The organism is Janthinobacterium kumbetense (genome assembly GCF_023703445.1).
GTDB classification, from domain to species: Bacteria; Pseudomonadota; Gammaproteobacteria; order Burkholderiales; family Burkholderiaceae_D; genus Janthinobacterium; species Janthinobacterium kumbetense.
This window is the reverse complement of sequence record NZ_JAMQGR010000015.1, coordinates 52,683-67,499: the sequence shown is the minus strand read 5'-3', so window position 1 is coordinate 67,499 and position 14,817 is coordinate 52,683. Positions and strand designations below refer to the sequence as shown.

Below are 14,817 nucleotides of genomic sequence, written 5' to 3'. Positions count from 1 at the left end.
TCACTGGAACAAGCACCCACGAGTCACTCCATATCATTGATAACGGGGACAGTCTAGCCAGTGGGGCAGCTTTGGTCAACTGAAGCTCTCTTCAGGAAGCCGCCGCGTCGTCCCCGCCAATGCGGGGACGGTGAAGGCGACCGGTCAATCAGTGGGCGTGTGCTTTGCCGTCGTCGGCGGATTCGGCGTGCTCGCCGCTGCCGCCGAAGAAGCGCGCGGCGCGCTTGCCCAGGCTGTCGAGGTAGGTGTAGGCGACGGGCACCACCACCAAGGTCAACAGGGTCGAGGTGATCACGCCCCCGATGACGGCGCGGCCCATCGGCGCCTGCGATTCGCCGCCGTCGCCCATGCCGATGGCCATCGGCAGCATGCCGAAGACCATGGCCAGTGTCGTCATCAGGATGGGGCGCAAGCGCACTTGCCCCGCTTCCATCAGCGCCTCGAACTGGCCCAGGCCTTCGCGCTGGCGCTGGTTGGTGAAGTCCACCAGCAAGATCGCATTTTTGGTGACTAAGCCCATCAGCATGATGAAGCCGATCACGGAGAAGATGTTCAGGGTGCTGCCCGTAATGAGCAGGGCGGCCAGCACGCCGATCAGGGACAGGGGCAGGGACACCATGATGGCGATCGGCTGCAAAAAGCTGCCGAACTGCGACGCCAGCACCAGGTAGATGAAGATCACGGCGATGCCCAGCGCCATCATGGCGCCGCCCATGGTTTCGGCCATCTGCTGCGCATTGCCGGCCACGTCGAAGCGCACGCCGGGCGGCAAGTCGATGGACTTGATGGCTTTCTGCACGTCGGCATCGACGTCGCCGGCAGGGCGGCCCTGCGTGCCTGCATAGATGGCGACCCGGCGCTGCAAGGCCTGGCGCTTCAGCACCTGCGGGCTCGATGACGGCACGAAGTCGACCACCTGGCGCAGCGGGATCATGACGGGCTTGCCGTTCGCGTCAAGCTTGCTCGAGGCCAGCGACAGGTCGGCCAGGTCGGCCACCTTTTGCCGGCCCGACTTGGGCAGCTGCACGTTGACGTCGTAGTTTTGCCCGTCGCTGGCCAGCCAGTGGCTGACCGTGTCGCCCGCCACGAACGGACGCAGGGCGTTGCCGATCTGCTGCACCGATAATCCCAGGTCGCTGGCCAGTTCGTTATTGATCTTCACGGTGGTCGACGGATTGGCGCCTTCCTGGCTGTATTCCATGTCGGCCAGGCCCTTGATGCCGCGCATCTTGTCCATCAGGGTGTGCGCCACCGCATCGAGCTTGCCTTCATCCGTGCCCAAAATGGCGATGAAGATGGGGCGCTGGCCGACGGACAGGGTGATGCCGGCAATCGGCGCCAGGCGTTCGCGGATCAGCTTTTCCAGTTCCTGCTGCGAGCGGCGCTTGTGCTTCTTGATGTCCGTCAACTTCAGGTTCACCTCGGCCGTGTTGCGCCCGTCCTGCGTGCCGACATTGGCCACCAGGCTGTCGATCTCTGGGAATTCCTTCAGGGCCGTTTCGATCTGGCGCACCTTGGTATCCGTGTATTCGAGGCTGGAGCCGACGGGCGTCTTGAAGCGCAGGTTGACCCAGCCCTGGTCCGTTTCCGGGAACATCTCGCCGCCGATCATCGGCACGAGCATCAGGCTGCCCGCGAACAGGGCGACGGCCGTGGCCAGGGTCGTCTTGCGCCAGCGCAAAGCGACAGCCAGCACCTTGCCATACCATACATGCAGGCGGTCAATGCCCGTCTCGATCCAGGCCATGAAGCGGCCCAGCCACGGCGCGTACTTGAAGCGGTCCTTGACGGGGTCGCGCCAGACGGACGACAGCATGGGGTCGAGCGTGAAGCTGACGAACAGGGAGACGAGAACGGCGACGGCTACGGTGATGCCGAACTGCAGGAAGAAGCGGCCGATGATGCCGTCCATGAAGGCGACGGGGACGAACACGGCGACGATGGCGAACGTGGTGGCCATCACGGCCAGGCCGATTTCATTGGTGCCGTCGTTGGCCGCCTTGTAGTGGTTCTTGCCCATGCCCAGGTGGCGCACGATGTTTTCGCGCACGACGATGGCGTCATCGATCAACAGGCCGATGCACAGCGACAGCGCCATCAGGGTCAGGAAGTTCAGGGTGAAGCCGAAGGCCTTCATGGCGATGAAGCTGGCCAGCACGGAGATCGGCAGGGTCAAGCCCGTGATGATGGTCGAACGCCACGAATGCAGGAACAGGAAGACGATCACCATGGTCAGCACGGCGCCTTCGATGATGGTGCGCTTGACGTTATCGAGCTGGCTTTGCACGCGCTCCGATTCGTCGTCCAGCACGCGCAGGGTGATATCGGGCGGCAGGGTCTTTTGCAGGTCCGCCGCCACTTTCAGGATGCCGGTGCCCACTTCGACCACGTTGGCGTCCTGCACCTTGGTGATTTCCATGGTCACGGCTTGCTGGCCGTTCATGCGCGAGATCGACAGTTCTTCCTGTTCGCCGTCGACGACGGTGGCCACCTGGTCCAGGTAGACGGGGCCGACTGCGCGGCGCGCGACGATGATCTTGCCGAATTCGCGCGCATCCTTGATCTTGCCTTCCACGCGCACCAGCTGTTCGGCCGCGCCATGGCTGATGGAGCCGGCCGGCAAATTGGTATTCGTGGCCTGGATGGCGCGGATCACTTCATCGACGCCGATGCCCTGGGCATTGAGTTCGATCGGCTTCATGCTGATAAGGATCTGGCGCGCGCGCAGGCCGCGCAGCTTGACTTGCCCCACGCCGGCCACGCCCTGGAAGCGCTTGCTGATGATCTGCTCCGTCATGGTCGACAGCGAACGCAGGTCATGCCCGGTGGAGGTCAGCACGATGGTGGCGATGGGGCGCTCGTTGTCGCCTTCTGCGCGGGCGATGAACGGGTCCTTGGCTTCTTTCGGGAAGCGGGGGCGCACCAGGGCCACCTTGTCGCGCAAGTCCTGCATGGCCTTGTCCATGTTCGTCGACAGCTCGAATTCCAGGTAGACGCCGGCGCGTCCTTCCCACGAGTTGGCGCGGATGGTCTTGATGCCGCTGACGGTGTTGACGGCGTCCTCGATGGGACGCGTGATGTCGTTTTCCACGGCTTCGGGCGAGGCGCCCGGATAGTTCACTTCAATGGCGGCGAACGGGAACTGCACGCTGGGCATGCTTTCCACGCCCAGACCCCGGTAGGAGAAGATGCCCAGCACCACCAGCGCCACCATGACCATGGTGGCGAAGACGGGGTTCTGGATACTGACTTTGGTCATCCACATGGCTTAATCCTTCCGAGCCAGCACGGCTGCCGGCGCGGCAGGGGCGGCGGCCGCTGCGGCGAAGGTCACGCCATGGCCCGGCTTGACGCCATCGAGCCTGGCGATGATGACTTTCGCGCCCGGCACCAGGCCGGATTTGACTTCCGCATAGCCTTCATCTTCGTTGCGCAGGCCCAGGGTAACTGGCTGGGCGACCACCTTGTTGTTCACCAGCGCATACACGACGGGGCCCTGCTTTTCATTGCGCACGGCCGTCAACGGCACCAGCGGCGCCACGTTTGACCGTTCGGTGACGATGCTGCCCTTGGCGAACATGCCGCCGCGCAGCGCACCATCGCCATTGTCGACGGCGATGTAGACCAGCATGGCGCGCGAGCCGCTCTCGGTGGTGGGGTTGATGCGCGTGACCTTGCCGGCGAAGTCGCGCGCGCCGAAGCCGTCGACCTTGAAGTGGACATCCTGGCCCAGCTTGATGCGGGGGATTTCCGCGCTGGGCACGGGCGCTTCCAGGGTCAGCTGCGCCAGGTTGACGATGGTGTAGACGGGCATGTCGGGCGAGACTTTTTCCCCGGCCTGCAGGTGGCGCTTGCTGACGATGCCGGCCATCGGCGCGCGGATCACCGCATCGGCCAGCGCGATGCGGGCGATATCGACCATGGCGGCGGCGGACTTGACGTTGGCGCGCGCCAGCTCGACCGAGTTTTGCGTCGTGTCGTACGCCGTCTGCGAGATGTATTTTTGCTTGAGCAAGGCCTGGCTGTTCGCTTCATTCTTGCTGGCCATCGACAGGCGCGCCTGCGCTTCGTCGAGCATGGCTTGCTGCTGCGTCAGGCGGGCGCGCAGGTCGGCCGCGTCCAGGCGCACGAGGATTTGCCCATTCGCCACTTGCTGGCCTTCCTGCAAGGTCGTTTCCTGGATCACGCCGGAAACCTTGGCCTTGATGGTGGCCTGGGTCACGGGCGCCAGCGAGCCGGACAGGGGCAAGCTGATGCTGAGCGCGCGCGCCGCGATGGCGGCCACGTCGCCCTGCGCCAGTTCATGCACGGGCGTCTTGGCCTGCTCCTTTTTCTTGCTCGCTTGCAGTTCGGCTGCCTTGGCGGCTTGTTGCTTCGATTGCATCACCGTCCAGCCGCCGCCGGCCAGGCCCAGCACGACCAGGATCAGCACGGGGGTGCGCCAGCGCCGGCGGCGCGTGGCTGCAAAAGGAGAGGCGGGGGGCAGGGTCTCGTTTTTCATAGGTATTTTTGGTCAGGAGCGGCGCAGGGGTTCGGCGCCAGGTCTCGGTGCGGACCCGGCCTGTCGCTGGCCGGGGGAATTCGGGTAGCGCATCACCGTGGCGGCCGCAGACAACACGCCTGCCGCTGCAGCCGTTCACGGCGATGCGCATGTTGCCACTTTAGGAAGAATCCAGCCCGGCCGCCATCGCCGTGCGACAGATTGCACAAAATCGGGGCTGGAATGCAAAAAACGGCGACCAAAGACACTGCCGGCATCGATGCCATGCACGTCACGATGCTTGCGCATCCTCAAGAAGCCGATTCGCCGGCGCGCAAGAATGGGGGGATGGTTGCGCCACCGGACAGGCCATTCGCCCGCCGGTTGCCGTGCGGCCGCGCCACGGGGGGCTGATGTCTGAACGGATTGCCGGAGCCGCCCCGTCGCCGGGCCGTTTGCTGGCCGCTGCCGAACCGCAGGCGGGAGCGGCCGGCAAGGCGCTCGATTTGCTGTCCATCATCGTCGCCGCCGTCGAGCAGGCACCGGGCCTGGCCGTGCGCGGCATCGACCGCGATGGCATCGTGCGCTACTGGAGCTTGGGTGCGGCGCGCCTGTATGGCGTGACGGCCGAGCTGGCGCTGGGCCAGCCGTGGGCCAGGGTGGCCGCCTCGCTGCCGGATGCCACCCTGGCCGAGGAGGTTGCCGGCGAACTGGCGGCCGTGTGGGAAAGCGGCAAGGCGCGCAGCACGCGCCTGTGGAAGCTCGGCGCCGATGGGGCCGCGCCGCGCTGCATCTGTTCCACCGTGTTTCCTGTCACCCAGTCCGGGCGAGTGCGGCAAGTGGTCTGCATCGACATCGACATCACGGCCAGCGGCCAGGATGGCGCCGCGCAGGGCGCCTTGTTGTTGATGGGAGACAATTTCCGCCAGTTGTACGAGAAATCCGCCGATGCCATCCTGCTGCTGCGTGACGAACATATCGCCGACGCGAATCCCGCCGCCATCGTCCTGTTTCAATGCGAGGACCGGCCACGGCTGCTGGGGCGCCGCCTCAGCGATTTTTCGCCCTTGCGCCAGCCCGATGGCGAATTGTCAGCGTTGCGCGGCACGCAACTGGCGGCGCAGGCCCACGCGGACGGTAACTGCCGTTACGACTGGCGCTACCAGACGTGCGCGGGCGAGCTGTTCTGGGGCGAAGTGCTGCTCACTTCCGTCACGCTCGACCACACCTATCTGTTTTACGCCGTGATCCGGGATATTTCCTCGCGCAAACTTGCCGAGCGCGCCCTGTACCTGTCGGCGCAGGTGGTCGAGCATGCGCGCGAAGCCATCGTCGTGCTCGATCCGCAGCAGCGCGTGGTCAGCATGAATCCCGCGTATAGCGAGATCAGCGGCTACAGCCTGGACGACATGCTGGGCAAGCCCTTCGTCCTGCACGGCGCGGAACCGGACGCGCCGGCGTTTTTCGACCACGTGTGGGACGAAGTCGGAGATAACGGATATTGGCAAGGAGATATCGTGGGCCAGCGCAAGGCGGGCGGGCGCTACCCGGCCTGGCTGTCGCTGACGGCCATCCGCGATTCGCAGGGGCAATTGAGCAATTACCTGGCCATCCTCAGCGATATCAGCGAGCGCAAGAAAAACGAGGAGCACACGCGTCACCTGGCCGAGCACGATTTCCTCACCGACTTGCCGAACCGGGTGCTGTTGCTGGACCGGCTGTCGCTGGCGCTGGCGGCCGCGCGGCGCAAGCTGAGCATGCTGGCCATTTTGTACCTGGACCTCGACCACTTCAAGCACATCAACGACAGCATGGGCCACCACGTGGGCGACTTGCTGCTCAAGGAAGTGGCGCGGCGCCTGGTGCGCTGCGTGCGCGGCGTCGACACGGTCAGCCGGCATGGTGGCGACGAGTTCGTCATCATCCTGGCCGAGGTGGGCGGCATCGACCAGGTGGCCCACGTGGCGTCCAGCCTGCTGCATGCCGTCACGCAGCCCTATCAGCTGGGCGAATACGAATTGCATGTGTCCACTTCGATCGGCGTGGCCATCTTTCCCAGCGATGGCGACAGCATCGATAGCCTCGTGCATAACGCCGACATCGCCATGTACCACGCCAAGGAAAGCGGGCGCAACAATTTCCAGTTTTTCAATGCCGAGATGAATGCGCAGATCGTCGAGCGGGCCAGCCTGGAGCAAGGCTTGCGCGAGGCGCTGGGTCGCGAGGAATTCGTGCTGGAATTCCAGCCTGCGCTCGATGTCGCCAGCGGGCAGATCGTCGGCGCCGAAGCGCTGTTGCGCTGGCGCCACCCGCAACTGGGCGTGCTGCCGCCCGAGCGCTTCATCGCCGTGGCCGAGGAATGCGGCTTGATGGTGTCGATCGGCAACTGGGTGCTGCGCCACGCCTGCCTGCGCGCGCGCGCCTGGCACGACGCGGGCCATGCCTGGCGCGTGGCCGTGAATCTGTCGCCGGCGCAATGCCTGCACAACAACTTGTTGCTCAGCGTACAAGAGGCGCTGGCCGTGTCGGGCTTGCCTGCCGGCTGCCTGGAACTGGAAGTGACAGAGTCCTTGCTGATGAAGGGCGGCGCGCGCCTGGCCGGCGTGCTGGCGCAACTGCGCGCGCTGGGCGCCAGGCTGGCCATCGACGACTTCGGCACCGGCTATTCGCGCCTGGCCAATCTGCGCCATTACCCGGTGGATAAGCTCAAGATCGACCCTTCGTTCCTGCCCGCCGCCGCGGACGGCGCGGCGGGCGAGTCCGACACGGCCGTGGCCGCCACCATCATCGCCATGGCGCGCGAGCTGCAATTGACGGTGATCGCCGAAGGCGTGGAGACGGCGCAGCAACTGGCGTATCTGCGGGGGCAGGGCTGCCAGCAATACCAGGGGCGCTATGCCAGCGCGCAAGTGGAGGGCAGCGCGCTGGCGAAGTTGCTTAATTAGCAGCTGATTTAGTCAATATTTCCCAGCAGCTTGATGCGTGCCAGCACCTGGCCATGGTCGGAGGCGTGCCGCAAGCCCAGCAGCAGATGGTCGTTGAGATAGGTCACTTCCTGCAGCACGCCGATGGCGCGCGGCGAGGCGGGATGAAAGTGTTCGGACACGAGGATGTGGTCGATCGTCATGTAGGCGCTGTCGTGGATATTCGTGTAGCCCACGTGGCGCAGGGCGTCCTGGCGCTGCTGGATGGCGTTGGCGTCGTACAGGCGTTCGCGCATCTCGGCGCCCGCTTCGCACGGCGCGCCCGCCCCCATGACGATGGCCGTGGTGACGGCATTGGCGATGTCGTTGAAGTCGCCCAGCACGATGCGGGGACGGCCGCTGTGGCCCAGTTCGCTTGCCAGCACGCGCAGGGCCACGGCTTCCGCGCCGCGCCGCTGCAGCGAGCGCAGGTTGGCCAGCGCGTAGGCGGTGGCATCGTTGCCGTCGCCATGGCGGTAGTCGGGGCGGCGCGATTTCAAATGCACCACGACCACGTCCGTGAGTTGTCCGCCAGGCAAGATGACCTGGACATGCAGCGGCGCGCGGGCGAAGCGGCCAGCATCGTCTTCGGCAGGCACGCTCACGCCGGCGGGGAAATTCGCCCAGGCAACACCGGCGCCGGCCAGCGGCAAGCGCGACACGAGCGCCACCGTGGGCAGCATGCGTCCGGCGGCATCGATGGCATCGTAGCCGGCCAGGGTGGCTGCGCGGTAATGGCGCGTGCGCGACAGCACGTCGCGCAGGGCCGCCTGCGAGAAAATTTCCTGGAAACCGATCACGTCGGCGTCGAGCAGGTCGATTTGCCGCGCCGTCCATTCCGCCTTGGCTTCGTATTGCGCCGGGCTCAACGGTTCCAGGTTGTCATACAATTTCGCCCCGGCGGGGGCAAGGTTGCAGACATTGAATGTGGCAAAGCGGATTTCTTCCTGCATAATTAGCACTCCTCACTGAACGATCAGCGTATCACGCATGGCTAAAAAAGAGCATATTTCCGAAACCCAGGCGACGCAGTTGCTGCGCAAGCATCAAGTTTCCTTCGAAGAACATCCGTATCCCTACGAGGAGCACGGCGGCACCAGCGTCTCGGCGCGCGAATTGAACGTGCCCGAACACGCGGTGATCAAGACCCTGGTGATGCAGGACGAGGCGGCCAAGCCGATGATCGTGCTCATGCATGGCGATTGCAAGGTGTCGACCAAGAATCTGGCGCGTGGCATCGGCTGCAAGTCCGTCGAGCCGTGCAAGCCCGAAGTGGCGCAGCGCCATTCCGGCTACATGATCGGCGGCACCTCGCCGTTCGGCACGAAGAAGGCCATGCCCGTGTACGTGGAGCAATCCATCCTGGCGCTCGAACGCATCTATATCAATGGCGGGCGGCGCGGTTTCCTCGTCTCGCTGGCGCCGCAGGTGCTCGTTGATTTGTTGCAAGCCAAACCGGTGCAGTGCGCCTTGCAGGATTAAGAGAGCAAGAAAGCGGGGCTCCGCCCTGTCCCTGGACGGGGCGCTGGTGTATATTCTGCTGCGCCAGCCTCGATGCTGGTGTAATAAACACAATAAAGGGAAGAAATGAATCCAGTAATCACAACCGTGGCAATGACAGTGGCCGCTTACTTGCTCGGCTCGATATCGTTTGCCGTGGTGATGAGCAAGGTCTACGGCATTGCCGATCCGCGCACTTATGGCTCGAAAAATCCGGGCGCCACCAACGTGCTGCGTAGCGGCAACAAGGGCGCCGCCATCATGACCCTGCTGGGCGATGGCGCCAAGGGCTGGCTGGCCGTGTTCCTGGCCGACCATTTTGCCAGCGCGCTGGGCGTGGGCGACACGGCCGTGGCCCTGGTGGCCATCGCCGTCTTCCTCGGCCATCTGTGGCCCGTGTTCTTCCGCTTCGTCGGCGGCAAGGGCGTGGCCACGGCCCTCGGCGTGTTGCTGGGCATCAATCCCTGGCTGGGCCTGGCGACCCTGGCCACCTGGCTGATCATCGCCTATGCCTTCCGCTATTCCTCGCTGGCAGCCCTGGTGGCGGCCCTGTTCGCGCCGTTCTACTATGGCTTGCTGTTCGGCGTCGATCCCATCTTGCTGGCCGTCATCGTCATGAGCGTGCTGCTCGCTTACCGCCACAGCCAGAACATCGCGAACTTGCTTTCTGGCAAGGAAAGCAAGATCGGCGGCAAGAAGGATGGGGCCAAGGCGCCCGCCAAGAAAAAGTAAGCGCTTGATTTCCCGCGGGCCGCACGCATATGCTGTGCTTGCGGCGCCGCGCGGTGCGGCCGCCACCGACTCGCGCAAAGGCTGCCCACCATGAGTTCCACTCCCGCCACACCTACCCCCATCCGTATCGATTTCGTTTCCGACGTTTCCTGCCCCTGGTGCGTGGTCGGCCTGAAATCGCTGGAGCAGGCGCTGGACACGCTGCAAGACACCGTCCAGGCCGATATCCACTTCCAGCCCTTCGAGCTGAACGCCAACATGCCGCCCGAAGGCGAGGATGTCGGCGAACACATCGCCCGCAAATACGGCTCCACCCCGGAGCAGATGGCGCAATCGCGCGAAGCCATCCGCGCGCGCGGCGAACAGCTGGGCTTTACCTTTGCCATGGACAAGCGCGGCCGCATCTACAACACGTTTGACGCGCACCGTCTGCTGCACTGGGCCGGACTGGAAGGGCGCCAGAAGGCATTGAAAATGGCGCTGTTCGATGCGTATTTCACGCAGGGACAGGATCCGTCCTCGCACGCGGTGCTGCTGGCCGTGGCCGGCAAGGTGGGGCTCGATGGCGTGAAAGCGGCCGAGGTGCTGGCCTCCGGTGCCTATGCGGACGAGGTGCGCGCGCAAGAGCGTTTCTACCAGCAGAACGGCATCAACTCGGTGCCTGCCGTCATCATCAACGAGCGCCACCTGATTTCCGGCGGCCAACCTCCCGAAGTGTTCGAACAAGCCTTGCGCCAGATCATCGCCGGCGCTTGAGCGGGGCGCCAATGGCGCGCGCCATGGCGGACTTTTTGCGCTACACTCGGCGCAGAAGGAGGATAGTCAAATGCCAACAGCCAGCTGGAATGGCGCCGTCATCGCGCAAGCCACCGATGCGCAGGTGCAAGTCGTTGAAAACAATGTATATTTTCCTTTAGCTACCGTGACGCAGGAATACCTGCGTCCCAGCAGCCACACGAGCATCTGCCCGTGGAAGGGCACGGCCAGCTATTACGACCTCGTCGTCGATGGCCAGACGAATGCCAACGCGGCCTGGTATTACCCCCAGCCCAAGGATGCCGCCAAGCAAATTGTCGGCCACGTCGCCTTCTGGCGCGGCGTCAGCGTCGAGCGCTGACGCTTTCTTACGACCAATCAACCTGAAAGCAGACGATGGATTTACGCCTCGCCGTGTACCAACTCGCCTCGGACTATGCGCTCGATGCCCAACAAACCCGGCAGTTGCAGGAAGTGGCCGGCTTCCAGCGCGAACCGGCGCGCCTGGCCTACTGGCTGCCGCGTGGCGTGGCCGTGCTGGGCGCCGTGCTGCTGGGCATGGGCTTGATCTGCTGGGTGGCCGCCAACTGGGAAGACCTGGGCCGCATGGGTCGCTTTGCCCTGCTGCAAGGCGTGCTGGCCGCCGCCTGCGTGGGCGCGTTTGCCGTGCCGAAAGCGCGCGTACCCTTGCTGCTGCTGGCCTTGCTGGCCATCGGCGGCCTGTTCGCGTATTTCGGCCAGACGTACCAGACGGGCGCCGATCCGTGGCAGCTGTTCGCCCTGTGGGCCACGCTGGCCTTGCCCCTGTGCCTGGTGGCGCGCAGCGACGTGCTGTGGACGCCGTGGATGCTGATACTGTCGACGGCCGCCACCCTGTGGATGCAGGCGCATGCGCACAACAGCTGGCGCGTCGATTCGGCCGATCTGCCCATTTTCATCGGCGGCTGGCTGGCCGTGCTGGCTGGCTGTGCGTTCGTCTCGCCCCTGCTGGCGCGCTGGACGGGCGCGGGCAACTGGGCCTTGCGTCTGGGCCTGGTGCTGGCCACCATCCTCATCACGGGCACGGCCGTCAGCGCCCTGTTCGGCAGCGAGATCGAATCGCCGTACTGGGCCGGTCTCGGCTTGCTGGCCGTCGCCGGCGTCCTGCTGGCCACGCGCCAGTTCTTTGACGTGTTCGGCCTGAGCGCCGTCGCGCTGGGCCTGAACACCTTGCTGGTGTGGGGGCTGGGGCACGTGCTGTTCCATGGCGGCGGCAATGGCGATGGCATCGGCAGGCTGGTGATGCTGGGCTTGTTCGCGGCCGTGCTGCTGGCGTTCACCGTGCAAGGCATTTTGTGGCGCACGCGCCGGGAGGCGGCATGAGCCATATCAATAGTCAGCGAGCCGATGCGCTCGCCACCCTGATCGACGACGCCACGCGCGCCGGCCTGTTGCCGTCCGGCGCCGCCCGTCCCGTGCAGGATGTGCGGCCGTGGCCGCTGGTACTGATGACGGCCCTCGGCGCCTGGCTGGCCGCCATCCCTCTGGTCCTGGCACTGGGCGCGGGACTGGAAAGCGTCGTGCGCCACGGCCCCGGCGCGTATGTCGTGGCCGCCATCGTGCTGGTGGTGGCCGTGCTGCTGATCCGCACGCGCGGCGTGGCATTGTTTGTCGAGCAACTGGCCGTGCCATGCCTGCTGGTGGGCGGCAGCCTGCTCGGCTATGCCCTGTTCCGCGACTATGCCACGCAGACGGCGTCGCTGCTGATGTGCCTGGCGTGCCTGCTGACGGCTGCCGCCCTGCCGCGCGACTGGCTACGCGTGCTGCTGGGACTGGTCGCCTGCGGCTTGCTGGGGCTGGGCATCATCGATAGCACGCGCGACTGGATTTTCGAGAACGACCCCACGCAGCTGTACAGCGCCTGGATGCTGGCCCTGGCACTCTGGCTGGGCGCCCACTGGCTGCAAAAGCAGGCGTTCAACGATGGCCGCGGCGCGTCCATCGCCGCCTTCCTGGAATCGCTGTCGACGGGGTGGGTCCTGGCAATCTTGCTGGGGCTGGTTTTCTGGTCCGGCATGACCTTCATGCTGGGCGGTGCGCTGGGCGGCGGTATTGTCGGCGACGTGGCGCGCGAAGCGACCCGGCACCAGGCCGTTGCCTGGTATGCGCAAGTGTTGAATGGGGTGTCGCTCGTGCTGGCCACGGCGGCTGCCGCCTGGACGGGATGGCGCTGGCCGGCGCTGCGCCAGTTGCCCGCCATCGGCGTGGCGCTGGTGCTGATCGTGCTGGCGTGGTTCATGCCGGCGCTGGGGCCCGTGCTGCTGATCCTCGCGTATTGTTTGACGAGCGGGCGTTCGCGCGTGGCCGTGGCGGCCGCGCTGGCGGCGGCGTGGATACTCGGCAGCTTTTATTACCAGCTGGCCTGGCCGCTGGCCAGCAAGGCGGCGCTGCTGGCCATGGCCGGCGCGCTGCTGTGCGCCCTGTCGTGGCTGGCCACGCGGGGCGCCGTGCTGCACCTGGTGGAAAGCAAGCCGGCGGGCGTGGTGCTTGAACGCCGCGCCGCGCGCCTGGGCGTGCTGGGTGGCTTGCTGCTGGTGTTGCTGGTCGCCAATGGCGGCATCTGGCAAAAAGAGCAGCTGATTGCCAAAGGGCAAGCGATCTTCGTGGCGCTGGAACCCGTCGATCCCCGCTCGCTGATGCAGGGCGACTACATGCGCCTCAATTTCGTCAACCTGGGCGTCCTGTCCACCCTGGCCAGCGTGGACCGGGCGCCTGGCCGGCCCCTCGTCGTGGCGATGCGCGATGCGCGCGGCGTGGCGGAATTGCTGCGCCCGTACACCCAAGAGGCGCTGGCGCCCGGCGAATTCCTGCTCGAACTGACGCCGAAGGATGGGAACTGGGTGCTCGTCAGCGATGCCTGGTTCTTCAAGGAAGGCGAGGCGGCGCGCTGGGAAAAGGCCCGCTATGGCGAGTTCCGGGTGCTGCCCGACGGCCGCGCCTTGCTGGTGGGCATGCGTGGCCCGGAGCTGGAGAAGCTGTAGCTTTGACGCGCAGGCAGTCGTGCAAGAGCACGCCAGGGCGGGCATCCTGTAAAATTGCCCTATGGATAATATTACGCATTCGGTCATCGGCCTCGGGGTCGGCGAACTGGTACACCGCAGCCTGCCGCCCGAGCCGCAGGCCCCCGCACAGCGCACCCGGCGCGCGCTGTTTTTATTTTCGGCATGGTTTGCCAGCAACGCGCCCGACCTCGACCTGGTGCTGACCAGGCTGTTGCCGCGCCCGTTCGGCTACATGCTGCACCACCGCGGCCACACGCATACCTTGCTGCTGGCCTTGCCGCAGGCGCTGCTGTTGCTGGCCTTGCTGTGGCTGCTGTGGCCCGGCGCGCGCCGGCTGCTGAAAAGCAGCGTGCCCGCCCGCATCGGCCTGGCCGCTTGCCTGCTGCTGGGCTTTTGCTTGCACATGGGCATGGATTTCCTCAATTCCTATGGCTTGCACCCGTTCTATCCGTTTGACAGCCGCTGGCTGTATGGCGACATGGTCTTCATTGTCGAGCCCATGTTCTGGGTGCTGCTGGGCGTGCCCGTGATCATGTCCTTGCACTACGGCATCGTCAAAAGCGTGCTGCTGGCGGGGTTGACGGCGGCCCTGTGTTTCTTTACCCATAAAACCTATCTGGCGCCCGCCTCGCTGCTCATCCTGCTGGGGCTGGGCGTGCTCCTGGCCGTGCTGCAGGGGCGGGCCGGCGAGCGGGGGCGCGGACCGCTGCTGCTGGCCTTCGCGCTGGCCGCCACGTTTATCGGCACGCAGGGTGTGGCGTCGGCCCTTGGCCGTGCGCGCATCGAGGCGGCCGTGCAGCGCCTCGATCCCGGCACGCGCGTGTGGGACGTGGCGATGACGGCGTTTCCCAGCAATCCGCTGTGCTGGATCTATGTCTCGCTCGACAGCAAGACGGACGTGTACACCTTGCGGCGCGGCACCCTGAGCCTGCTGCCGGATGCGCTGGCGCCGGCCGCCTGCCCGGCCGGCCTGGTGGAAACGGGTAGGCAAGGCCAGCAACTGGCGCCCGGCATCGCCGTGTCGGCCAAGGCGGAGGGCAGCCTGGCCGCCTTGCGCGCGCTGCAGGAAGACAATTGCTATGTCGACGCCTGGTTCCGCTTTGCCCGCATGCCCAGGTTGAATGCGGACAAGCTGACGGACGTGCGTTTCAACCCCGGCATGCTGCCCAATTTCACGACCGTCGAACTGCAGCAGTTCCGCAACCGGCCGTGTCCCGCCTACGTGCCGGGCTGGGGCCGCCCCCGCGCGGACATGCTGGCGCCGCCGCAAGCGGTGCGTCCGTAGCGAATTTGTTGCCTTGTGGCAAAATATCGTGTGTGCACTTACTTCGCCATGGCCGCGCAT

The 14,817-nt window shown here is 65.6% G+C and carries 11 protein-coding genes; 8 read left to right on the top strand and 3 right to left on the bottom strand.

What is annotated here, in order from left to right; genetic code table 11:
- Nucleotides 1-148: 148 nt before the first annotated feature.
- Together NCG91_RS25735 and NCG91_RS25730 are read right to left on the bottom strand one after the other, a co-directional pair.
- Nucleotides 149-3,265, bottom strand: a complete 3,117-nt coding sequence (locus NCG91_RS25735; RefSeq protein WP_251351756.1) for an efflux RND transporter permease subunit — start codon at nt 3,263-3,265, stop codon at nt 149-151.
- 3 nt (nt 3,266-3,268) lie between these two features.
- Nucleotides 3,269-4,501: an efflux RND transporter periplasmic adaptor subunit gene (locus NCG91_RS25730; protein WP_251351755.1), complete on the bottom strand. Its 1,233-nt coding sequence runs from the start codon at nt 4,499-4,501 to the stop codon at nt 3,269-3,271.
- A 392-nt stretch (nt 4,502-4,893) separates the two neighbouring features.
- Here NCG91_RS25730 and NCG91_RS25725 point away from each other — a divergent pair, with 392 nt between their 5' ends.
- Complete coding sequence (locus NCG91_RS25725; RefSeq protein ID WP_251351754.1) at nt 4,894-7,425, top strand: sensor domain-containing protein; 2,532 nt, start codon at nt 4,894-4,896, stop codon at nt 7,423-7,425.
- 8 nt (nt 7,426-7,433) lie between these two features.
- On the opposite strand, the gene NCG91_RS25720 is transcribed toward NCG91_RS25725, so the two are convergent.
- Nucleotides 7,434-8,396 carry an endonuclease/exonuclease/phosphatase family protein gene (locus NCG91_RS25720; RefSeq protein ID WP_099666615.1) on the bottom strand — a complete coding sequence of 321 codons (963 nt, stop codon included), beginning with the start codon at nt 8,394-8,396 and terminating at the stop codon, nt 7,434-7,436.
- Nucleotides 8,397-8,433: 37 nt separating this feature from the next.
- On the opposite strand from NCG91_RS25720, the gene ybaK reads away from it, so the two are divergent.
- The 7 genes from ybaK to NCG91_RS25685 all read left to right on the top strand — a co-directional run bounded on the left by ybaK (nt 8,434) and on the right by NCG91_RS25685 (nt 14,757).
- Complete coding sequence (gene ybaK / locus NCG91_RS25715; RefSeq protein ID WP_251351753.1) at nt 8,434-8,925, top strand: Cys-tRNA(Pro) deacylase; 492 nt, start codon at nt 8,434-8,436, stop codon at nt 8,923-8,925.
- A 105-nt stretch (nt 8,926-9,030) separates the two neighbouring features.
- Nucleotides 9,031-9,675 carry a glycerol-3-phosphate 1-O-acyltransferase PlsY gene (gene plsY, locus NCG91_RS25710; RefSeq protein WP_230539942.1) on the top strand — a complete coding sequence of 215 codons (645 nt, stop codon included), beginning with the start codon at nt 9,031-9,033 and terminating at the stop codon, nt 9,673-9,675.
- 90 nt (nt 9,676-9,765) lie between these two features.
- A complete protein-coding gene (locus tag NCG91_RS25705; protein WP_251351752.1) occupies nt 9,766-10,431 on the top strand; it encodes a DsbA family oxidoreductase in 666 nt (221 codons plus the stop codon).
- Between the two features lie 70 nt (nt 10,432-10,501).
- Entirely contained in the window at nt 10,502-10,792 is a 291-nt protein-coding gene (locus NCG91_RS25700) for a DUF427 domain-containing protein (protein ID WP_251351751.1), read from the top strand.
- Nucleotides 10,793-10,827: 35 nt separating this feature from the next.
- The gene (locus NCG91_RS25695; RefSeq protein ID WP_251351750.1) at nt 10,828-11,793 is read left to right on the top strand and encodes a DUF2157 domain-containing protein; all 966 of its coding nucleotides are present in this window, start codon (nt 10,828-10,830) and stop codon (nt 11,791-11,793) included.
- Nucleotides 11,790-13,451 carry a GDYXXLXY domain-containing protein gene (locus NCG91_RS25690; protein ID WP_251351749.1) on the top strand — a complete coding sequence of 554 codons (1,662 nt, stop codon included), beginning with the start codon at nt 11,790-11,792 and terminating at the stop codon, nt 13,449-13,451. The genes NCG91_RS25695 and NCG91_RS25690 overlap by 4 nt, the downstream gene beginning before the upstream one ends.
- Nucleotides 13,452-13,512: 61 nt before the next feature.
- Nucleotides 13,513-14,757 carry a metal-dependent hydrolase gene (locus tag NCG91_RS25685; RefSeq protein WP_251351748.1) on the top strand — a complete coding sequence of 415 codons (1,245 nt, stop codon included), beginning with the start codon at nt 13,513-13,515 and terminating at the stop codon, nt 14,755-14,757.
- The last annotated feature ends 60 nt before the right edge of the window (nt 14,758-14,817 follow it).